This window comes from Streptomyces yongxingensis, from assembly GCF_055597465.1.
The window spans coordinates 5,938,110-5,959,541 of record NZ_CM145717.1; the positions used below are offsets into that span (position 1 = coordinate 5,938,110).

A 21,432-nucleotide genomic window follows, 5' to 3' on the forward strand; every position below is an offset into this window, starting at 1 on the left:
GCACTGCGGAAGACCTCGGAGGTCAGTTCGCTCTCTCCCATGCGGAGTTGCCGACCCGTGCTGGGTCGGTGCGCAAGAACCGCCCCCGCAGCGGCACAGCATTATGCGTATCGACCATGCAAGGTTGCATTATTGCTAATCGGCCGAAAGGCGGCCCGCACTGGCTGTGCTGCCCCAAAGCAGTCCAGAATTCCAGCCCACCAGCGTGGCTGCCGGGCCGTAGGCCCCATCCACAAAACGCCGCCAGTACGCGGTGCCCGTGTATCTGCGACGACACCCAGTGTGCTGGGGAGATCGAAGCGCAGTCCGCGCCACTGGGGCATGACGTATGCACAAGCCGCATTACGCGGTATCCGCCATGCTCGACTGAGGCAGAAGCGCTCGCAAGCACAGGTTGCCGCAGCGCTGGGCTACCGCCAGGCGAAGGTGAGCCGGTTGGAGAATGGGCGCGGCACGGAAGACACCCGGGTGTTACGGGAAGTGTGGATCGACGCCGCCCGTGCGTGCAGTCAGCAAGGCAGGCTCGCCGACGGCTACCGGGCCCTGTGCGTCGCCGAAAGCTACGCGGGCCAGGACACCCGCCGGCCGGCCGTACACGAGCTGGTGGCTGACATGGCCGCCCGTGACCGCCGCCGAGCCGTGCCCGAGCATCATCACTTCAGCCGACAACTGGGAGTGCCCGCATGAGTGAGCGGAGCAAGCCGTTCCTGTACGTCGTCGCCCCGGCGACCTTCAACGCGATCAACAAGTGGGCCGTCGGGATCTCGGACACTCTGGCGGTGGGCATCCTGTGCGAGGCGTACGGCCTGGGCGTCCCCACCGTAGCCCTGCCTTATCTGAACGCCGCCCAGGCCGCCCATCCCGCCTACCGGCAGAGCCTGGAGCGGCTACGGGACATGGGCGTGCTGATCGCCGACCACGAGCCGTACCAGCCGAAGGCGGGTGGCGGTCGCGACACGTTCCGGTGGGAGCGAGCGCTGGAACTGCTGGGCCCCATGGTGCGGTGATCGCGGAAACGGAGCACCAGACCCGCTACGCGTGCCGATCACGGGCTGGGAGCCCTGGCTCCGCTGACCTTGGCCTGAGACGGGAACTGAGACGGAAGATCAGGGTGAGGGGCTGCTCCCAACACGCTTTCCAAATGTTCGTCCGAGGGTTCGGCGACGCTCGGGGACGTCCTGACCTGCGGCGGAGCTGGGCCTGGGCGGGAGATGGGCGGTGCTGGACGGAGGTGAATGAGACCAGAACGGAGACCAGGCCGGGGCAAATAACCTCCCTGTGTGCTCACATATGCCCGAGGGCTGCCATTCGCGCTTTGAGTCGAGCTGTTGCGGTTTCGTATTGTCGCTCGAGGTCGGCCAGCGAGGTCGCATATCGATCGCCCCAAGAGAGGTACGTCTCGACCAGACGCTGTCGTTCCGTGACGACAAGCTGCCTGATGCGCGAGCAGAGGTCGTCCCCAAGGGCGTCGAGTATGCGCGTGATCCCTGGTTCGGACGGGATGCACGAGGTCCCCAACCAACTCGGGCGGGTACTGTCCCATCGGTCGACCACACCGGTAAAGCCGCGGTGGTTGAGGCTTCTGAGGTCGTCCTCGTGGTCCGACCACCACGACGCGAGGACACCGGTCAATTGGTGCTCGCCCAGGATTCCCAATGGCATCAGGTCCGCACAGAACGATGAGCGAAGCTGGGAGCGGAGACCTGAGGTGAACAGACGGTTCGTGCCGGCCACATCGGCGAAAAGATGGTCCTGCTGCTGCCACCAGTCTCTGGAGCGGAAGACGAACCTGTGCTCCAGATCAGCAGCCAGTTCCGGAATGCGGGCCGCGGTCGCCTCGTACCCCTCCTCAAGGAAGTCAACGTAGTGGGGCCCACTGGGCTGGAACAGATCATCCAGATCGATGCCGAAGGCACGGAACCTCTGCCTAGCCGGGTCAATTTCCCTCCTCGGAACACCGCCTGTCAGTGCGGCTCGGACGTCGAGCAGGGGTTCCCCGGACTGGTCGGTGTCGATGTAACGACGGATGTTGAGGTTGAAGTCGTGTGCCGCGATGTCCTCCAGTGAGACGACACTCGCGAAGCCAGGGATGTCCTCCCAGCGTTGAAAGGACTCGACGATTCTCTCTACGTGTTGTGGCTCCAGCCGATTCTGCGCACGGCCTGTGGCGACTTCCCGTTCGGCGTTGATGAAGAGAACCCTGCCCCGCCGGTACCTCGGTAGGCCCTGGGCCCCCCTCAACACCAGGATGCAGGCGGGTAGAGCTGTGTTGTGGAAGACGTTCTGCCCGATTCCGATGACGGCTTCGAGACGACCGTCCTTGATGAGCCCTCGGCGGATGTCGGCCTCCGCACCGCCCCGGAAGAGCACCCCGTGCGGAGCGACCACGGCCCCGACGCCGTCGGGACGGAGAACAGCCAGTACGTGCTGGACGAACATCAGGTCGGCATTCGCGCCTGGTGTCCAGCCATACCTCATTCGCTCCGGGTAACCGACCTCGTGCCGGACGTACTTCATCGAAAACGGTGGCGCCGTGAGTACGCGATCAAATTGCCTGATGTGCCCATTTTTGAGGAGAGGATCGGTAAGGCAGTCGCTGACGGATACGGACGTGTCTCTGATGCCGTGCAGGAAGAGATTCAGCGTGCCGTTGAACCATGCTGCGTTGTTCCTCTCCTGCCCGTACAAGGCGAGATCCGCTTCGCTCCCGTCATGCTGTTCCACGTAGTGCGCTGCTTGGAGAAGCATGCCGCTCGAGCCCGCGCACGGATCGTAGACAGACTGGCCCTTCTGCGGTTGTACAAGTTCCGCAAGAAGCCTGCATACGGCACGCGGGGTGTAGAACTCGCCGCTCCGCCTGTCGGACATGGACACGGCGCTGAGAAATCCGTCGTAGGCACGGCCGAGCACATCTCCGAACTCAAGGTGGTCGTCACTGAGTCGCAGCGGGTCGAAGTGGTAGATCAACCGTTGGAGCACAGATGGACCGGGGGCCCGCCTGTTGAAGTCGACGCGGTCGAAGAGCCCCTTCAACTCTCTGGGATTGCTCTTCTCCAATGCCCATAGTGCTCTGTTGAGCGCATCTCCCAGTTCGCGAGGATGGTGTGTAACGACGTGGGACCAGCGGGCGAGGTCCGGAACTGTGAGCAGCCCGGGCTGGTCCGAGGCTCTCTTGAGGACGAGCAGCGGCGCGATGACCTCGCCGTAGTCCGAGGCTCGCAGATCACCGCGCAAGATGTCGGCGGCCTGAAATAGGAGTTTCTCAAGTTGCTCGGTGGCCAGCGGCCCGACACGGTTCTCGTTCACTGGTGCGGCCACCGGTTGGTCAGCTCGTCGAAGACCGACGGTCGAAGGGTCTCCAGGCGTGTGGCCATCTCCCGCTGAATCCTGATCTGCTCGTCGATGTCGGCGAGAGCTTCGACGACGGCTCGCTGGCGCTCCAGAGGGACCACGGTGACTGGTAGCTGATTCAACATTGCCGAATTAAGCGAGGGGACCGTGCCGGGAAGCGCCCGCCCCAGCAGTTCTCTGCGCACGGGAGGGTGCGTCAGGTACGCGGCCAGGTATGCAGGCAGCACCACATCGCGATGTGGCCGGATACGCAGACAGGATGAGCTGTAGAACCAGCCCGTGTGGTCGGACCCGATCAGGGCTAGTCGGCCGAGTGTCCCTTGCCGCACGACAACAAGGTCGCCCGCGAGCAGAGCGAATCGGGTGAGCCGCTCGGCCTGACTCGAGGGCACCCGGCGAACCCGCCGGGCGTCCACGGTGAAGTGTTCTGTGAGGTCCGGTGGTGTGATGACCGGCACCCCGTCGGGACCGTCGTGCAGGTGTTCCAACAGAGAGCCGGACGGGCCGGCTGTCACGCTGCTCAGATGCCCCAACGGAACCCGCTCGCTCTGGGCGTCACCCCGAGCGTCTTGCGGAGCGATGGATCTACGGCTTCCGTGCACAGCTCGACCCGTCCTTCGTATGTCGTCGTGGATCAAACGGCGCGCAGCCAGTACCGCAGAGCCGCGCGCAGGAGTTCCTCCGCAACCACGGCAAGCATGGCCAGGGTGACCGCGCTCAGAGCGCCCCGGCCGTGCCCTGTCATGGCGGCCGCGACCGAGCCCACAACAATGATCACGACAAGTGTCACCACTGTCTTCCTGGCTTGTGAAGGCCAGGTCCAGGCATGATGGACGTTGGCAGTTCTCATAAGGATTGCCCTTCTGTCCCTGTGAGGGGACGGTTGGGCCGCACCGCCTTGCTTGGTTGGCGCCCGGTCGGGCGGTGCGGCCGTGCATGGGTCCCACACCTGCTGTGCGCGATGCCGCAGCGAAGGAAGAGCGCGCCCGTTCCCCCGGCACCACACCAGAAACCCGGATCCCCGAGCCTCGGTAGCCCAACTCTACACGTCCGAGAGTGCGAAGGGTGCTTCGCAGGGTCCCAACTCTCTGTTGCGTGACGGGAATTATGTGAATCACATTTCGTAGCGGGACTTTTTGTGTCGCCTGCTCCCTGGACAACGGCGACTGTCGGTACCGCTTGATCCGGTACCGACCGCCCCGCCGGCTTGCTTACGTCAGGTCGTAGAGACTTGTCAGGTCGACGAGTTGAATGCTCGGTGAGGCCTCAGCGGCGGCGTCTGCCTTGTCGTTGAAGCCTGCTCCGCTGAGGCACAGCAAGCGGGTGTGGGTGGTGTCGTAGCGGCCGGTCTGGGCGATGAGCTCGCGGATGTGCTTGAGGCGTTCGATGTGGGCGACGCCCATGGTGTCGTTCCACTTGGCTTCACCGATGGCCAGGAGCGGGGGCTTGGCGTGTCCGTCGGCGATGCCCACAACGGCCACGTCGACCTCGTGGCCGGTGCGGGCCTTGGGGTCGTGGACTATTCCGTGTCCTACGCGGGCGGGCAAGCCACCGAGTACATCGGCGTCGGCATGATGCAGGGCCCAGTCGCGGCAGACCTGCTCGAAGTGGGGCCCCAGGACGTTGCTGACGAAGCGGCGGCGGCTGGCCTGCCAGACCCGGGCAGCGTTGCCGGGGCGCTCCAACTGGTCCCATACCGGGCGCATGACGGCGTGGTAGAAGCCGATCAGCGGTTCGGCGATGCGGTAGGTGGGGCGGTTGTCGCGGAAGGTGTCGGCGTCGCGGTGCAGCAGACCGGCGTCCTCGAGGACGTTGATGGGGTGTGCGATGTCGGTGGCCTTGCGCTCCAGATACCCGGCCATGCCTCCACGCGTGGCGTTGCCGTCGGCCACAGCCGCCAGGACGGACAGGTACAGGGCGGGGTCACGCAGGTCTGGTTCCTCGGCCAGGAGGTACCGAGCCTCGCGAAAGAGGGGTGTCTCGGGATTGAGGACCGTGCGTACGACCCAGTCGTCGAAGTCCTCGGGCCCGGCCGGGCTGTCGCCTCGGGCGAACTCACGCCGATAGGCGGGGGTGCCGCCGACGATCGAGTTGACCTGCAGTGCAAGACGGGGGTCCGTGATGTTCCAGAACTCGGCGGCGAGACGGTGGTCGAGGGGGCGTACGACAAGTTCCAGCCCCGCCCGGCCGCGCAGCGGCGCGTTGCCTGACAGCAGTCGGCCCATGAAGGACAAAGCTGACCCGCACAGCAGCAACCGAGTCCGGGAGCCGGTGCGCTGGTCACGCAGAGGGCGTAGGGCCTCCTGGATGATCGAGGGCAGCTCCGGGTTGGCCTTGACGAGGTAGGGAAATTCGTCGATCACGACGGGGACGGGGCGCTCGGCGCCGAGGGCGAGCAGAGCGTCGACGGCCTCCGACCAGTTGGCGAAGTGGAACGGGTTGGCGGGGCTGACGTGGGCGGTGAGCGCGGAGCTGATCCGGCGGAGCGACTCGGCGTCGGCGGCTTCGGTCGCGCCGAAGTAGAACCCTCCGGCGGCCCGGCAGGCGGCGTCCAGCAGGAACGTCTTGCCCTGGCGGCGGCGCCCGGAGACCACTCCGAGGGTCGCGCCTGGCTGCGGATCGGTGATGAACCGGCTCAGCGCTGACCACTCGTAATCCCGGTCGAACATCTCGGCAGGCTTGTCCACGCGTCGCCCCTGGAGATAGAAGTACGGCTCCATTAAACATACTCCTATATCTGCACCGAGCGTGGCGGACTGTCTGCGCGAGTCGACTCCCCGGATCGCTGCACCGTGCCCGCAGGTGCACCCCTTGAGCGGAGCCGGGCCCGGTTCGCCGGGGCGACCCGCTGCGGGTGAGGGAAATGCCTTGAATGACGGAAATAAATGAGACCGAAACTGAGACCAAGGCATGCCGAAGAACCCGGACCGCTCAGCGGTCCGGGTTCTTCGTTTCGCCTGTTCAGGCGGGTGCGGAGGATACGAGATTCGAACTCGTGAGGGGTTGCCCCCAACACGCTTTCCAAGCGTGCGCCCTAGGCCTCTAGGCGAATCCTCCGCTGGAGACTCTACAAGACGATCGGGAGTGCTTGCGAACTCGTTCGCACCCCGGTCTATCCGCTAGGGTGGGGGCCAGCCCCTCACGTGGCGCTATCTCACCGAACTCCCCCAGGGCCGGAAGGCAGCAAGGGTAAGTGGGCTCTGGCGGGTGCGTGAGGGGCCCCTTGCGTCTGTGGGGCGGTGAAGGGCTGTGGGGACGCGGGTGTGGGCCCGTTGTCCGTGGTCCCCGATATCGTCGTAAGCGTGTCGTCCCTCGCGCTGTACCGCCGCTACCGACCCGAGACCTTCGCGGAGGTCATCGGGCAGGAGCATGTCACCGGCCCGCTGCAGCAGGCGCTGCGCAACAACCGGGTCAACCACGCGTATCTCTTCAGCGGTCCCCGCGGGTGCGGCAAGACGACCAGTGCGCGCATCCTGGCCCGCTGTCTGAACTGTGAGAAGGGTCCCACCCCGACGCCGTGCGGCGAGTGCCAGTCGTGCCAGGACCTCGCGCGGAACGGGCCGGGGTCGATCGACGTGATCGAGATCGACGCCGCGTCCCACGGTGGTGTGGACGACGCCCGTGAGCTGAGGGAGAAGGCGTTCTTCGGGCCCGCGTCCAGTCGCTACAAGATCTACATCATCGATGAGGCCCATATGGTCACCTCGGCGGGGTTCAACGCCCTGCTGAAGGTGGTCGAGGAGCCCCCGGAGCACCTCAAGTTCATCTTCGCGACCACCGAGCCGGAGAAGGTCATCGGCACGATCCGGTCGCGTACTCACCACTATCCGTTCCGGCTGGTGCCGCCCGGGACGCTCCGCGACTATCTGGGAGAGGTCTGCGGGCGCGAGGCGATTCCGGTCGAGGACGGGGTGCTGCCGCTGGTGGTGCGGGCCGGGGCCGGGTCCGTGCGGGATTCGATGTCGGTGATGGACCAGCTGCTCGCGGGCGCGGCTGACGACGGCGTGACGTACGCCATGGCGACCTCGCTGCTCGGTTATACGGACGGCTCGCTGCTGGACTCGATCGTGGACGCCTTCGCGGCGAGCGACGGGGCGGCGGCGTTCGAGGTCGTCAACCGGGTGATCGAGGGGGGTAACGACCCCCGGCGCTTCGTCGCCGATCTGCTGGAGCGGCTGCGCGATCTGGTGATCCTCGCCGCCGTGCCGGACGCGGCGGAGAAGGGGCTCATCGACGCCCCGGCCGATGTGGTGGAGCGGATGCAGGCACAGGCGTCGGTCTTCGGCGGCGCCGAGCTGAGCCGCGCGGCGGACCTGGTCAACGAGGGCCTTACGGAGATGCGCGGCGCCACCTCGCCGCGGCTCCAGTTGGAGCTGATCTGCGCCCGGGTGCTGCTGCCCGCCGCCTTCGACGATGAGCGGTCCGTCCAGTCCCGGCTGGAGCGGCTGGAGCGCGGGGCCCTCGCGGGCGGCCTGGGCGGTGGAGCCGGTGGCGGTGGTGGTGCCGGTGGTGGTGTCGGCGGTGGTGGCGTTGGGGGCCCCGGGCCCGCCATGGGGTACGTACCGGGGCCCGACGCTCACGCTCCCGTCGCCCCTCCCGCCGGTGGGCCGTCCGGTCCGGCCGCCGCGCGTGCGGCTATGGCCGGTGGCGGGCCCGGTCAGGGGCAGGCCCCGGGAGGTCCGGGGGGGCCGGGGAGTGGTGAGGCGCCCGGTGGGTGGCCCGCCGGGGCGCGGCCTGCCGCGGACAGCGGCCAGGGCGGCGCCGTAGACAGTGGACAGCAGGCCGGTGCCCCGGCCCCGGCCGCGCCCTCGGAGGGCGGCGGTGGGCAGCGGCCCGGAGCGTGGCCGTCGGGTTCGGGTGCCCAGGCCCCGGCCGCCGAGGGCGGCGGATCGCGGCCCGGAGCCTGGCCCACCGCCTCCGCGCCCGGCTCCGGCGCTTCCGGCGCTTCCGGCTCTTCCGGCGCTTCCGGTGCGTCCGGCGGTGCGTCCGGTGCGGGCGGTGCCTCCGGCGGTGGCGGTGGACAGGGCGCCGAGGCGCCCGCTCGGCAGCCCGGCGGCTGGCCCACGGCCACCGCGCCGGGGCAGGGCGGCGGCCCCTCCGCGCAGGCGCCCGCGGCGCCCTCCGCGCCGACCACCCCGAGCGCCCCGTCCGCGCCTTCCGCCCCTGCCGCGGGCCCCGCGCCCTCCGCATCCGCGCCGGGCGCGCCGAGCATGGCGCAGGGCGCCGTCCAGGTGCGGCAGATGTGGCCGGACATCCTGGAGGCGGTCAAGAACCGCCGCCGCTTCACCTGGATCCTGCTGAGCCAGAACGCGACGGTGTCCGGCTTCGACGGCACCACCCTCCAGCTCGGCTTCTCCAACGCGGGCGCGCGCGACAGCTTCGTGGGCGGCGGCAGCGAGGACGTCCTTCGGCAGGCGCTCCAGGACGCCATAGGGGTGCAGTGGCGGATCGAGGCGATCGTCGACCCCTCGGGCGGCGCCGGACAGCAGGGCGGCGGCCCAGGTGGTCCGGGCGGTTTCGGTGGCGCCGGTGGTGCCGGTGGTGCCGGTGGCCAGGGTGGACCGGGCGGTCCCGGCGGCTACGGCGGAGGCAGTAGCAGCTACGGCGGAGGCGGAGGCGGAGCCGGTCCCGGTGGCGGTGGTGCCACCGGCGGTGGCGGCTTCGGCGGCGGGAGCGGCCCCGGTTCCGGCGCCGGCTTCGGCGGCGGTGGCCAGTCCGCCCCGCCCCGCCAGTCCGCGCCCCGGCCCGCGTCCGCCTCCCCGCCCCCGGCCGCGCCCTCCGCGTCCTCCGCACCGTCCGGCTCCGCGGACGCGGGTCCGCCCCCCGAGGCGGCGTACCGGGAGCCCGAGCCGCCGCGGGTCTCGATCGAGGACGACATGCCGGCCGAGGACGACCCGGATCTGGACGACACCGCGCTGAGCGGGCACGACCTGATCGTCCGCGAGCTCGGTGCCACGGTGATCGAGGAGATCGTCAACGAGTAGGAGGCGTGGGCCCCGCACCCGTCTCTCACGCCGCCGCGTCTCCTCCGTACGGCGTAGGGCAAGGCGCTCTGGGAGCACGTAGGCTCGGGCTATCGAAGAGAACGACTGTCGAGCGCCAGGAGCGAAGCCGTGATCCCCGGTGGTGGCCAGCCGAACATGCAGCAGTTGCTGCAGCAGGCTCAGAAGATGCAGCAGGACCTCGCGGCGGCCCAGGAGGAGCTGGCCCGCACCCACGTCGAGGGTTCCGCGGGCGGTGGCCTGGTGAAGGCGACCGTGACCGGTTCCGGTGAGTTGCAGGGCCTGGTCATCGACCCCAAGGCCGTGGATCCTGAGGACACGGAGACCCTCGCGGATCTGGTCGTCGCGGCCGTCCGTGACGCCAACCACGCCGCGCAGGAGCTCCAGCAGCAGAAGCTCGGCCCGCTCGCCCAGGGGCTGGGCGGTATGCCCGGGCTCCCGTTCTGACCTTCGGGTTCTCCGGGTTCTCGGGAGTCTTCGGGGCCCCCGGGTCCCGGGTTCCCCGGACCCGATCGTAGGAGCCGCGGCGGCGGTAGGAGTCGTCGCGGCGGCCCGGCCGCAAGAGCGTGGCGCCCCCCGGCCGTGAGGGCGCGGCGCAACCGAATATTCATGTGGAGTACGGCCACCGCGCGTCGGCGCGAGATTGGATGATGGCGTGTACGAGGGCGTGGTCCAGGACCTCATCGACGAGTTGGGCAGGCTGCCCGGCGTCGGTCCCAAGAGCGCGCAGCGGATCGCCTTCCACATCCTCCAGGCCGAGCCCACCGATGTCCGCCGTCTCGCGCAAGCGCTGACGCAGGTCAAGGAGAAGGTGCGGTTCTGTGCGGTCTGCGGGAACGTCGCCGAGGCCGAGCAGTGCCGCGTCTGCCAGGACCCCCGTCGCGACCCCGCGATCATCTGCGTGGTCGAGGAGCCGAAGGACGTCGTCGCGATCGAGCGGACGCGTGAGTTCCGGGGTCGCTATCACGTGCTCGGCGGGGCGATCAGCCCCATCGAGGGCGTGGGCCCGGACGATCTGCGGATCAGGGAGCTGCTGGCGCGGCTCGCGGACGGTACGGTCACCGAGCTCATCCTGGCCACCGATCCGAATCTGGAGGGCGAAGCCACCGCCACGTACCTCGCGCGCATGATCAAGCCCATGGGTTTGAAGGTCACCCGCCTGGCCAGCGGCCTCCCTGTCGGTGGAGACCTGGAGTACGCCGACGAGGTCACGCTGGGTCGTGCCTTCGAAGGGAGAAGACTTCTCGATGTCTGACGCAACGCTGCACGACGCCCACCCGGACCCGGACGACTTCGCGGTCCAGATCTCCGACCAGATCGAGAGCTTCATCGTCGCGGTCACCGAAGTCGCCAAGGGGGACGAGCCGGACAGCGCTGTGCCGTTCCTGCTGCTCGAGCTGTCGCAGCTGCTCCTCGCGGGCGGCCGGCTCGGCGCGCACGAGGACTTCGTCCCGGACGAGCGGTACGAACCGGATGCCGGCCCGGAGCCGGACGTCGACGAGCTGCGTGAGCGTTTCGCCCAGTTGCTGGAGCCGGTGGACATCTACTCGGAGGTCTTCGACCCGTACGTGCCGCGCAGTCAGCCCGTCGCCTGCCGGATCTCCGACGACCTGGCCGGGATCATCACCGATCTGCGGCACGGGATGGCGCACTACCGCGAGGGCCGCATCAGCGAGGCGCTGTGGTGGTGGCAGTTCTCGTACCTCTCCAACTGGGGGACGACCGCCTCGGCGGCCCTGCGCGCGCTGCAGTCGCTGGTCGCGCACGTACGGCTGGACAGCCCGCTGGACGAGCTGGACGGCCTGGACACGGACAGCAACGCGGGCGGTGACGAGGAGCTCGCGGAGGAGGCCGGCCGGGTCATGGCGGCGGAGATCGCGGCACCGCTCGGCCTGCACTCGGGACCGCGCTGAGGAGCGCTCGAGACGGCCCGTTGAGCAGCCTGCCGGGCGATCAGGCGGGCGGCACGCCAGGCCGCCCGATCCTGTGAGCTGGGTTACGTTCCCGTGTGCTTCCGCGGTAAGCGGGCAGGGTTCGTCGCTGAGCGGGTGGGAGGGATGCGGGGATCTCGCGGGTGCGTGGACGTTGCGCCGTGTGATGCCTGTCGTCTTCCCCTGATCACTTTGCGAGGCATTCGTCTCGCTATGTGATATTGGGAGGGCATATTCCGGCCGCTCGTTAGACTGAGCCGACCGCATTATTGAGAGCTGCGAGGAGCGCACGTGGGCCTTGTCGTGCAGAAGTACGGAGGCTCCTCCGTTGCCGATGCCGAAGGCATCAAGCGGGTCGCCAAGCGAATCGTGGAAGCCAAGAAGAACGGCCACCAGGTGGTCGTCGTGGTCTCCGCGATGGGCGACACGACGGACGAGCTGATCGATCTCGCCGAGCAGGTATCCCCGATTCCTACTGGGCGCGAGTTCGACATGCTGCTGACCGCGGGAGAGCGGATCTCCATGGCCTTGCTGGCGATGGCGATCAAAAACCTCGGTCACGAGGCGCTGTCCTTCACCGGCAGCCAGGCGGGAGTCATCACCGACGCGGTCCACAACAAAGCACGGATCATCGACGTCACGCCGGGCCGCATCCGTGACGCGCTCGAACTCGGCGCGGTCGCGATCGTCGCGGGCTTCCAGGGCGTGTCCCAGGAGAGCAAGGACATCACCACCCTCGGCCGGGGCGGTTCCGACACCACCGCGGTCGCGCTGGCCGCGGCCCTGGACGCCGAGGTGTGCGAGATCTACACCGACGTGGACGGCGTGTTCACCGCCGATCCGCGCGTGGTGAAGAAGGCTCGCAAGATCAACGAGATTCCGTACGAGGACATGCTGGAGCTCGCCGCGAGCGGCTCCAAGGTGCTGCACCTGCGCTGCGTGGAGTACGCGCGCCGGTACACCATCCCCATCCACGTACGGTCGTCTTTCTCCGGCCACCAGGGCACCTGGGTGCGCAACCGGCCGGAAGCGGGAGAAGGAGAAGAAGGCATGGAGCAGGCGATCATCTCCGGTGTCGCGCACGACACGTCCGAGGCCAAGGTCACGGTCGTCGGGGTGCCGGACAAGCCGGGTGAGGCCGCGGCCATCTTCCGCACCATCTCCGACGCCGAGATCAACATCGACATGGTGGTGCAGAACGTCTCCGCCGCGTCGACCGGGCTGACCGACATCTCCTTCACGCTGCCGAAGACGGACGGCCACCGGGCGATGGAGGCGCTGACCAAGGCGAAGTCGCTGATCGGCTTCGACTCGCTGCGCTACGACGACCAGATCGCCAAGATCTCCCTGATCGGTGCCGGTATGCGCACCAACCCGGGGGTCACCGCGACCTTCTTCGAGGCGCTGTCGAACGCCGGGGTCAACATCGAGCTGATCTCGACCTCCGAGATCCGCATCTCGGTCGTCACCCGCGCCGACGACGTGAAGGACGCGGTCGTGGCCGTGCACAGCGCCTTCGGCCTGGACAGCGAGACCGACGAAGCGGTGGTCTACGGAGGGACCGGACGATGACCGGCCATGGCGGTGCCGCCGGTGGTGACAAGCCCACCCTCGCGGTTGTCGGGGCCACCGGCGCCGTCGGCACCGTCATGCTCTCGATCCTCTCCGAGCGCGCCGACATCTGGGGCGAGATCCGGCTGATCGCCTCGCCCCGCTCGGCGGGCCGGAAGCTGACCGTCCGCGGTGAGCAGGTCGAGGTCGTCGCGCTGAGCGAGGAGGCGTTCGAGGGTGTCGACGTCGCGATGTTCGACGTCCCCGACGAGGTCTCGGCGCAGTGGGCGCCCATCGCGGCGAGCAAGGGCGCGGTGGCCGTCGACAACTCCGGCGCCTTCCGGATGGACCCCGATGTCCCCCTGGTGGTGCCGGAGGTGAACGCGCACGCGGCCCGGGTCCGCCCGCGCGGCATCATCGCCAACCCCAACTGCACCACCCTGTCGATGATCGTCGCGATGGGCGCGCTGCACGCCGAATTCGGGCTGAGCGAGCTGATCGTCTCCTCGTACCAGGCGGTCTCCGGTGCGGGCAAGGACGGCATCGACGCCCTGCGCGAGCAGATCGCGCTGGTCGCCGGTACGGAGCTGGGCACCCACCCCGGGGACGTACGGCGCGCGGTGGGCGACACCGGGCCGTTCCCGGCGCCGATGGCGCTCAATGTCGTGCCGTTCGCCGGCTCCCTCAAGGAGGACGGCTGGTCCTCCGAGGAGCTCAAGGTGCGGAACGAGTCCCGCAAGATCCTGGGGCTGCCGGAGCTGAGGGTCACCGCCACCTGCGTACGGGTGCCCGTGATCACCACGCATTCGCTGGCCGTGCACGCGCGGTTCGAGAACGAGGTGACGGTCGAGGCGGCGCACGAGATCCTGGCGGGCGCCCCCGGGGTGGTGCTGTGCGACAACCCGGCGGAGGGCGAGTTCCCGACCCCCGCCGACGCCGTGGGCACCGACCCCACGTGGGTCGGCCGGGTGCGGCGGTCGCTGGACGACCCGAAGGCGCTGGAGCTGTTCGTCTGCGGCGACAATCTGCGCAAGGGCGCGGCGCTGAACACCGCGCAGATCGCGGAGGTCGTGGCGGCCGAGCTGGCGGGCGGGGCCGCCGCGCGGTGACGCAGGGCCCGCCACTGGGTTACGTGCGCCAGTGGGTTAAGCAGGGGCCGGGGCGCCGTAACGTGAGCGACCGTCTTAAAGTGACGTTTCACCAGTGCGTCGTCCAGCAGATGTGAATATCCTGTGCGCGTGTCACTGGCCTGGACCAGCTGAGCTGGGCCGTTGATGTGATCGACGTATTCGCTCCCCGCCCGCCGCAACCGGCAGTGGGCGGGGAGCGTCTTTCCAGCCGCCCCGCAATGGGCGCTGGGATAACTGGGGCATTGGGGAAGAGTTGGTGCGCATGAGGGCATTCAACGCATCGTCAAAAGCGATGCCTCACGCGTACAACCCTGACAGGGGGCGGCGTGTCCAACAGGCGTGGCAGAGGTATTCGGCATCGCAACGGTTCCAGGGCATGGCGGCGCGGCAGTACGCCCCCCGCGTGCCCCAGGTGGCATGCCGGTGATCGCGCCATGGCCGACGGCCCGCCCCGCGCACATCACAACAGGGCGCGAGGACACTGACGACGCGATGGCAGCGGGCACCACAGTCGATCACCTCACCGAGACCTACCGCGCCCACTACCGGTCGCTGCTCGGTCTCGCCGCGCTCCTTCTCGACGACACCGCGTCCTGCGAGGACGTCGTGCAGGAAGCGTTCATCCGTGTGCACTCGGCGCGCAAGAGAGTCCGGGATCCCGAGAAGACCCTCGCCTATCTGCGGCAGACGGTCGTCAATCTCTCCCGCTCCGCGCTGCGCCGGCGCATCCTCGGGCTGAAGCTGCTCTCCAAGCCGATGCCCGATATGGCCAGTGCCGAGGAAGGGGCGTACGAACAGCTTGAACGCGATCAACTGATCAAGGCGATGAGGGGACTTCAGCGCCGTCAGCGCGAGGTTCTCGTGCTGCGCTACTTCGCCGATATGACCGAGGCCCAGGTGGCCGAGACGCTGGGCATATCGCTCGGCTCGGTCAAGGCGTACGGCTCGCGCGGCATCGCGGCGCTCCGCGTCGCCATGGAGGCTCCGGCATGAACCAGATCACATCTACGCCGGACCCGGAGGATCCCGGCCGGCGGCACGGCCCCGAGCCGGAATCCAGGGAGCCGGGAGAGACCACGGAGACCACGGGGCCCAGGGAGCCGGTGGAGGCGACGGAGTCTGCGGAGGCCGCGGAGCCCACGGCGGACGGGGAGTCCGCCGGGTCTGTGGACTCCCCGGAGGCCCGTGAGTCCGCCGGGTCCGCGGAGACCCGTGGGTCTGCGGAGACCCGTGAGTCCGCGGAAACCCGTGAGTCCGCGGGGGCCCGTGAGTCTGCGGAGACCCGTGAGTCCGCGGGCGCCGAGGAGCACACCGGGTCCGTGGAGGAGCACACCGGGTCGGCCGAGGCCACGGGGGGCAGGAAGTCCGCCGGGTCCGAGCCGGGGCGGGGGGCGCCCCTCCGCATTCAGCTCGATGACGACGAGCCCGGCGGTGAGGACGAGGAGGCACTGCGGCGGCTGCTGCACCGCGCCGTCGACGAGCTCGAGCCGTCCTCCGACTCCCTCGACCATCTGCGGCGCGCCGTGCCCGCCCGCCGTGCGCGGCGGCGACAGGCCCTGGTCGGGGCCGTGGCGGCGGTGGTGCTCGGCTGTGCGGCCGTACCGGCGCTGGTGCACGTCGCGACCACCGACGACAGCTCGAACGACCGCCCGGCCAACGCCGCCAGCAGCCACCGCACCCCTGAGGCCAGCGGCGGCCCGCACGGCGAGGGCAGCGGCGGCAAGGACGCCGACGGGCCCTCCGACACGGTCGAGGAGCACAAGGGCGACAAGGGCAAGGACAAGGAGAAGGACAAGCCGCCGAAGGGCGAGGAGGGCGGCTCCGGCGGTACGGTCCCCGACCCCACCAACACGCTGAACGCCACCTCCCCCACCTGCAGCCGCACCCAGCTCACCAGCGGTGGCGCCGGATCGGTCGGAGCGGCCGACGCCGAGGGGCGGGTCTACGGCTCGTTCCGCGTCGTGAACATCTCGGACCGGGCCTGCACGGTCGAGGGCAGCGGCTCGGTGGGCGCGAGCGCCCAGGGCGGCGCGGACGCCTCGCGGATCCTGGTCGTGGACCACACGGCGGGGGACGCGGCGGCGGGACTGCCCGACCCCTCCACCCAGCCGGGCACGCTCATCCTCAAGCCCGGCCAGGCGTACGAGGTGAAGTTCGCCTGGATCCCGGCGTCGGGCGGCGGCACCAGCGGCTGCTCCACCACCGGCACCCCGACCCCCGACCCGTCCACGGACACGGCCCAGGACGGACCGCAGGACGACCCCAGCACGAGCGATCCGGGCGGCACCCCGGGCGGTGGCGGTGGCGGTGAGCCGCAGGACGCGAGCGTCCTGGTCAGCCATACGCCGGAGGCGGGCGACCCGGCCGCGGCGAGCGTGACGATCGGCGGCGCCTGCGCCGGAACGATCTACCGCACCGGTCTGCTGGCGTCCTAGAGCCCGCCGCTCTCCCTCCCAAGCCCGCCGGCGTCCTCCCGGAGCCGCGGAGCAGCGGCCTCCCGGAGCGCCTCCCGGGGCCCCGAGCCCGGGAGGTCCCGCGGCCGTCCGGGCGCGCCCCGGCGGGGTCCTGGGGCCGCGGCACGGGGCTCTGTGGGGCGGCCCCGCCGCCGGGGCCGCGACGCGAAGCCCGTACCGTGGGGGTGTGTATCGGTTTCTGCTGACCCCCCGCTGGTGGACGATCAACGTGTTCACCCTGCTGGCGATCCCGGTCTGCCTCTTCATGGGCAGTTGGCAGCTCAGCCGCTTCGAGACGCGTGTCAACACGCACAACCAGCAGCAGGACGAGGCGTCCGCCGAGCGGAAGGCCGCGGCCCGGCCGCTGGGCGATCTGCTGCCGGTCACCGCGAAGACCTCCGGGGAGCGGGCGACCGCCACCGGCCGATACGACACCGCACATCAACTCCTCGTGCCCGACCGGCGGCTGGACGGCCGCGACGGCTTCTATGTGCTGACTCTGCTGCGCGTGGATGTGAACAAGGGCGGGGACAAGGGCAGGGGTGAGGGCAAGGACGCGGCCGAAGACAGCGCCAAGGCGCTGCCCGTCGTCCGCGGCTGGCTCCCCGGTGACGCCGACGATCCAGCGGCCACCGCCAAGGTGCCCGCGCCCCCCTCTGGCGAGGTGACCGTCACCGGTGCGCTACAGGCGTCCGAGCACCAGGGCGGCGACGGAGTGAGCGCGAGCGGTGGCCTCCCCCGCGGTCAGCTGGGCATGATCAGCGCCGCCTCCCTGGTCAACCTGGTGCCGTACCAGGTGTACGACGCCTGGGTCACCTCCGCCGAGGCTCCCGGGGCCCTGAAGCCGGTGCCCCCCACGGTGGCGGAGGGCACCGGGCTCGACATCAAGGCGTTCCAGAACCTGGGCTACACCGGTGAGTGGTTCGTCTTCGCCGGTTTCGTGGTCTTCATGTGGTTCCGGCTGTTCCGCCGCGAGGCGGAGACGGCCCGAGATCTGGCCCTCGGCATCACGCCGCCCGAGCCGACGGCTCCGACGGCGCCGGGTGCGGGCCCGGCCCCAGATGACGCCGAGCGAACTCGATCTCCAAGCGCAACTGCTTGATCCGCTCCTCGACGACCAGCGAGCCGTGCCCCGCGTCATAGCGGTAGACCTCATGCGGGGTGCCGCGCCGCTCGAGCCGCTCCACATAGTTGTCGATCTGCCGTATGGGGCAGCGCGGGTCGTTCACCCCCGCCGAGATGTAGACCGGCGCCCGCACCTTCTCCACATAGGTCAGCGGGGACGACGCCTCGAACCGCTCCGGCACCTCCTCCGGGGTGCCGCCCAGCAGGGTGCGGTCCATCGCCTTCAGGGCCTCCATCTCGTCGTGGTAGGCCGTCACATAGTCCGCGACCGGGACCGCGGCCAGCCCCAGCGCCCAGGAACCCGGCTGGGTCCCGAGCCCCAGCAGCGTGAGATAGCCGCCCCAGGAGCCGCCGGCCAGCACCAGCCGCTCGGGGTCGGCGAGCCCGGAGGCCACTGCCCACTCCCGCACGGCCGCGATGTCCTCCAGCTCGATCAGCCCGACCCGGTGCTTGAGCGCGTCCGTCCACGCCCGCCCATAGCCGGTGGAGCCGCGGTAGTTGACCCGCACCACGGCGAAGCCGTGGTCCACCCAGGCCGCGGGGCCCGCCGCGAAGGCGTCGCTGTCATGCCAGGTCGGCCCGCCGTGGATGTCGAAGACCGTCGGGAAGGGGCCCTCGCCCGCGGGCTTCTGCACCAGCGCGTGCACCCGCCCGCCGGGGCCGTCCACCCAGACGTCCGTGACCGGCACCGACTCCGGGGCCGTGAAACCGGGCGGGTCCAGCACCGTCCGCCCGCTCGTCGACCGCACCTGGGGCGGCTTCTCGGCCGACGACCACAGGAACTCCACCGTGCCGTCCGGCCGCGCCGTGGCGCCCGAGATCGTGCCGGGCGGGGTCTCCAGGCGGGTCAGCTCGCCGGAGGCGAGGTCGTACCGCCACAGCTCGCTGCGCGCCTGATGGCTGTGCTCGACCAGCAGCGCCGATCCGTCCGGGAACCAGTCCGCCCCCACGTCACCGGGCAGGTCGATCGCCAGCGCCGTCTCCACACCGGTCGTCGGATCCCACACCATGGGCTCCCACCGGCCGCGCCGCTGATGGCCGACCAGCAGCCGGGTGTCCCCCTCCACGGGCGCGAAGCCCATCACGGACAGGCCCAGTTCCTCGGTGCCGCCCTTGGTGTCGTCCAGCTCCGCGACGGCCGTCCCGTCCGGCCGCAGGACCCGGATCGCCGAGTGCATCGCGTCGCCGTGCTCGGTGTGCTCGATCGCGATCAGCGTCCCGTCATGGGAGAGATCGCCCACTCCGGCGGACTCGCGGTGCCGGTAGATCTCCTCGGACTCGCCGCCCGGCCGCACCACATGGATGGTCGAGCCGTCCTCGTCGGTGGACCGCCCGACGACCGCCGTGCCGTCGCGGCCCAGCGCGAGCCCCGCGGGGTAGGAGGGGGCCAGACCCGGGGTCGCGGGCTCGTCGGCCGGGCGCTCGTCCGCCTCGCCGCCGCTGAACGGCTGGCGCAGCCACACCCCGAACTCATCGCCGTCGGTGTCCGAGAACCACCAGATCCACCGGCCGTCCGGCGACAGCACCCCGTCGGTCGTCCCGTTCGGCCGGTCCGTGACCTGCCGCTGGGCACCGGTGGCCCGGTCCCATGCGTACAGCTCGTACGTACCCGTGGCGTTCGAGACGAACAGCGAGTGGTCCGGGGCGTCTTCCGCCCAGTCGGGCAGCCCCACTCGCGGCGCCCGGAAGCGCTTTTCCCAGTCCGGCATGGACTCCGTGCTCTCAGTCATGCCCACCATTCTGCGCCGCACCCCGACATGCGCGCTGGCGTCGCCCCGCGCCTGTGGATAACGTTCCCGACGGGATGGACGCCAGGCCGCACACCGAGGGGGAGCTGATGGCCGACATAGGCGCGACGGTGGAGACGTACTGGGCAACGGCGCAGGCCAGGGACTGGCGGGCGTTCGGTGCCACCCTCGCCGACGACGTCCGCTACGAGCTGCCGCAGACCCGCGAGCGGGTGCTCGGCCGGGACGGCGTGGTCCGCTTCAACGCGGAGCACGTGGGCGAGTGGAGCCTGGAGGTCGAGCGCGTCATCACCGACGGCGATCAGGCGGTCTCCTGGGTGAGTTTCAGCGTGGACGAGGAGGAGACGCAGGCGATCAGCTTCTTCACCGCCTCGGCGGACGGTCGGATCCAGACCATCACCGACTTCTGGCCGGCGTCGTACGAGCCGCCGCGTGAGCGCGAGCACTTGGTCGAGCGCTTCTGAATTCCCTCCCGGTATCGGATGTCGATATCCGATACCGATACCCTCCCGCCCCTCCGGCCCCTGCCCCTCCGGTGCCCGCCCCTCCGGCCCCCTCCCCCTCCCGTTCCCCCCGTCCCTTCCCCGGTCCCGGCTACTTCAGCAGCACCGGCAGCTCCTCCACGCCGTAGACGATGGAGAGCTTCCGGAACGAGAGCTTCTCCGCCGGTACGGCGAGCCGCATCTCCGGGAACCGCCGTATGAGCGCGGGGTAGGCGGCCCGGAGTTCCATTTTGGCCAGCTCGGCGCCGATGCAGCGGTGGATGCCGTGCCCGAAGGCCAGGTGAGAGGGGGCCTGCCGGTGCGGATCGACCCGCTCCATGTCCGGGCCCAGCTTCTCGTCCCGGTTGGCCCCGCTCAGTGAGCACAGCACCAGATCACCGGCGGATATGCGGGTGCCCGCGATCTCCATGTCCTCGCGGGCGAACCGCGGGAAGGCCACCTGCACCACCGTGAGGTAGCGCAGCAGCTCCTCCACGAACGGGTCCACGACATCGTCCTGATCACGTATCGCGGCGAAGTGCTCGGGGGCCTGGAGCAGCACCAGCGTGCCGAGCGCCAGCATGCTCGCGGTCGTCTCCAGGCCGCCGGTCAGCACCCCGTCGGCGAGCCCGGCCAGCTCCTGGTCATCGAGCTCGTCGCCGTGCTCCTTCACCAGCATGCCGAGCAGCCCGTCGCCGGGCGTCTCACGCTGCTTCCGTACGATCCCGTGCAGATAGGAGAGGGAGTCCGACATCGCGCCGAAGGAGGCGTTCGCCCCGCCGAAGAGGTCGAACCGCGCCGTGCTGTGGCGCTGGAAGTCATCGCGGTCCTCGTACGGCACACCGAGCAGCTCGCAGATGACCAGCGCGGGAATGGGAAGCGCGAACGCCTCCACGAGGTCCACCGGGCCCTTGGCCGCGGCCATCTCGTCGAGGCGCTCCTCCACGATGGAGTGGATGCGCGGGGTGAGCCTGCTGAGCCGCCGCATGGTGAATTCGGGCGTCAGCAGGCGTCGCAGTCTCGTATGCGTCGGTGGATCGCTGAAACCGAGACCTCCCGGATTCTGCTGCGGGGCGACGCCGATGTTCCGTTCCGCGAGGTTGGTGAAATCGGAGCTGAAGCCCTTCGCCTTTCCGAGCACCGCCTTGGTCTCGTCATATCCGGTGACAAGCCAGGCATTGATCCCGAAAGGCAGCCAAATCTTGCTAATGGGCTCCTTTGCCCTGGTTCGGGACAGATCGGCAATGGGGTCGAGGCCGTCGCGCCTCAGTGGTGCCAGTGTGGCGTCCGGGAGGAACGACATCTTGGACAGGTCGAAGCCGTTCTTCTGAATTCTCGAAAAGTACTTGCGGCCCAGCCAGGCGACGATGTTTGAGCGGAGATTCGACATGGCGCAATACTGCCCTGCCATGCCCGCGCGACCGTGCCCCGATGCCGGACGCGCCCCGGTGTGATGCGCCACAACGGCGTGTGCTCCCTCCTCGCGCGGGCACTCCGGAGGGCACGCCGATGGGCGCCAAGGTGGCGCGGGTCGCGAAATCAGAGGAAGGTGTACATATCGGGCATGAAGCGCGAGCGATGACGGCTGCCTGCGGGACGTCTGTGGCGTCCGCAGAGATACGAGTGAGGTGAGCGGCCTTGCGGGAGAGGTTCCGTGCT

General features: G+C 69.6%; 16 protein-coding genes, 1 tRNA gene, 1 other RNA gene and 3 pseudogenes. 14 read left to right on the forward strand and 7 right to left on the reverse strand.

The window, feature by feature from the left end:
- Positions 1 to 321: 321 nt before the first annotated feature.
- The 3 pseudogenes from ACZ6TD_RS25600 to ACZ6TD_RS25610 all read left to right on the forward strand — a co-directional run.
- Positions 322 to 405 (forward strand): annotated as a pseudogene (locus ACZ6TD_RS25600) (hypothetical protein); the annotation flags it as partial.
- Positions 406 to 480: 75 nt separating this feature from the next.
- Positions 481 to 687 (forward strand): annotated as a pseudogene (locus tag ACZ6TD_RS25605) (helix-turn-helix domain-containing protein); the annotation flags it as partial.
- 29 nt (positions 688 to 716) lie between these two features.
- Positions 717 to 1,007, forward strand: a pseudogene (locus ACZ6TD_RS25610) (flavoprotein); the annotation flags it as partial.
- A gap of 277 nt (positions 1,008 to 1,284) precedes the next feature.
- Here the strand turns inward: ACZ6TD_RS25610 and ACZ6TD_RS25615 are convergent.
- The 5 genes from ACZ6TD_RS25615 to ACZ6TD_RS25635 all read right to left on the reverse strand — a co-directional run bounded on the left by ACZ6TD_RS25615 (position 1,285) and on the right by ACZ6TD_RS25635 (position 6,408).
- Entirely contained in the window at positions 1,285 to 3,306 is a 2,022-nt protein-coding gene (locus tag ACZ6TD_RS25615) for a type I restriction-modification system subunit M (protein ID WP_471341951.1), read from the reverse strand.
- Positions 3,303 to 3,839, reverse strand: a complete 537-nt coding sequence (locus tag ACZ6TD_RS25620) for a restriction endonuclease subunit S (RefSeq protein ID WP_471341953.1) — start codon at positions 3,837 to 3,839, stop codon at positions 3,303 to 3,305. The genes ACZ6TD_RS25615 and ACZ6TD_RS25620 overlap by 4 nt, the downstream gene beginning before the upstream one ends.
- A gap of 146 nt (positions 3,840 to 3,985) precedes the next feature.
- Positions 3,986 to 4,141, reverse strand: coding sequence for a hypothetical protein (locus ACZ6TD_RS25625; protein ID WP_471341955.1), 156 nt, complete (start codon positions 4,139 to 4,141; stop codon positions 3,986 to 3,988).
- Between the two features lie 421 nt (positions 4,142 to 4,562).
- A complete protein-coding gene (locus tag ACZ6TD_RS25630; RefSeq protein ID WP_471358025.1) occupies positions 4,563 to 6,038 on the reverse strand; it encodes an AAA family ATPase in 1,476 nt (491 codons plus the stop codon).
- 285 nt (positions 6,039 to 6,323) lie between these two features.
- Positions 6,324 to 6,408, reverse strand: a tRNA-Ser gene (locus ACZ6TD_RS25635).
- Between the two features lie 73 nt (positions 6,409 to 6,481).
- Here ACZ6TD_RS25635 and ffs point away from each other — a divergent pair.
- From ffs to ACZ6TD_RS25685, 10 genes are all read left to right on the forward strand, one after another.
- Positions 6,482 to 6,578: signal recognition particle sRNA small type (gene ffs, locus ACZ6TD_RS25640), an RNA gene on the forward strand.
- 75 nt (positions 6,579 to 6,653) lie between these two features.
- Positions 6,654 to 9,335 carry a DNA polymerase III subunit gamma and tau gene (locus ACZ6TD_RS25645; RefSeq protein WP_471341956.1) on the forward strand — a complete coding sequence of 894 codons (2,682 nt, stop codon included), beginning with the start codon at positions 6,654 to 6,656 and terminating at the stop codon, positions 9,333 to 9,335.
- A 129-nt stretch (positions 9,336 to 9,464) separates the two neighbouring features.
- Entirely contained in the window at positions 9,465 to 9,800 is a 336-nt protein-coding gene (locus tag ACZ6TD_RS25650; RefSeq protein WP_137978608.1) for a YbaB/EbfC family nucleoid-associated protein, read from the forward strand.
- A gap of 208 nt (positions 9,801 to 10,008) precedes the next feature.
- Entirely contained in the window at positions 10,009 to 10,608 is a 600-nt protein-coding gene (gene recR / locus ACZ6TD_RS25655; protein WP_020870189.1) for a recombination mediator RecR, read from the forward strand.
- Positions 10,601 to 11,266, forward strand: coding sequence for a DUF5063 domain-containing protein (locus tag ACZ6TD_RS25660; RefSeq protein WP_471341957.1), 666 nt, complete (start codon positions 10,601 to 10,603; stop codon positions 11,264 to 11,266). The genes recR and ACZ6TD_RS25660 overlap by 8 nt, the downstream gene beginning before the upstream one ends.
- Before the next feature lie 309 nt (positions 11,267 to 11,575).
- Positions 11,576 to 12,856 carry an aspartate kinase gene (locus tag ACZ6TD_RS25665; RefSeq protein ID WP_137978606.1) on the forward strand — a complete coding sequence of 427 codons (1,281 nt, stop codon included), beginning with the start codon at positions 11,576 to 11,578 and terminating at the stop codon, positions 12,854 to 12,856.
- Positions 12,853 to 13,944: an aspartate-semialdehyde dehydrogenase gene (locus ACZ6TD_RS25670; RefSeq protein ID WP_471341959.1), complete on the forward strand. Its 1,092-nt coding sequence runs from the start codon at positions 12,853 to 12,855 to the stop codon at positions 13,942 to 13,944. Before ACZ6TD_RS25665 ends, ACZ6TD_RS25670 begins: the two co-directional genes overlap by 4 nt.
- 438 nt (positions 13,945 to 14,382) lie before the next feature.
- Positions 14,383 to 14,958 (forward strand): SigE family RNA polymerase sigma factor, encoded by a 576-nt coding sequence (locus ACZ6TD_RS25675; RefSeq protein ID WP_030829843.1) that lies wholly within the window; start codon positions 14,383 to 14,385, stop codon positions 14,956 to 14,958.
- Complete coding sequence (locus ACZ6TD_RS25680; RefSeq protein ID WP_471341960.1) at positions 14,955 to 16,400, forward strand: hypothetical protein; 1,446 nt, start codon at positions 14,955 to 14,957, stop codon at positions 16,398 to 16,400. Before ACZ6TD_RS25675 ends, ACZ6TD_RS25680 begins: the two co-directional genes overlap by 4 nt.
- Positions 16,401 to 16,605: 205 nt before the next feature.
- Positions 16,606 to 17,520: an SURF1 family protein gene (locus tag ACZ6TD_RS25685; protein ID WP_471341961.1), complete on the forward strand. Its 915-nt coding sequence runs from the start codon at positions 16,606 to 16,608 to the stop codon at positions 17,518 to 17,520.
- Here the strand turns inward: ACZ6TD_RS25685 and ACZ6TD_RS25690 are convergent.
- Entirely contained in the window at positions 17,426 to 19,282 is a 1,857-nt protein-coding gene (locus ACZ6TD_RS25690) for a S9 family peptidase (RefSeq protein WP_471341963.1), read from the reverse strand. The genes ACZ6TD_RS25685 and ACZ6TD_RS25690 overlap by 95 nt on opposite strands.
- Before the next feature lie 98 nt (positions 19,283 to 19,380).
- Here ACZ6TD_RS25690 and ACZ6TD_RS25695 point away from each other — a divergent pair, with 98 nt between their 5' ends.
- Positions 19,381 to 19,755, forward strand: coding sequence for a nuclear transport factor 2 family protein (locus tag ACZ6TD_RS25695; protein WP_385201112.1), 375 nt, complete (start codon positions 19,381 to 19,383; stop codon positions 19,753 to 19,755).
- A gap of 130 nt (positions 19,756 to 19,885) precedes the next feature.
- Here the strand turns inward: ACZ6TD_RS25695 and ACZ6TD_RS25700 are convergent, their stop codons facing one another.
- Positions 19,886 to 21,163 (reverse strand): cytochrome P450, encoded by a 1,278-nt coding sequence (locus ACZ6TD_RS25700; RefSeq protein ID WP_471358028.1) that lies wholly within the window; start codon positions 21,161 to 21,163, stop codon positions 19,886 to 19,888.
- Between the last annotated feature and the right edge of the window lie 269 nt (positions 21,164 to 21,432).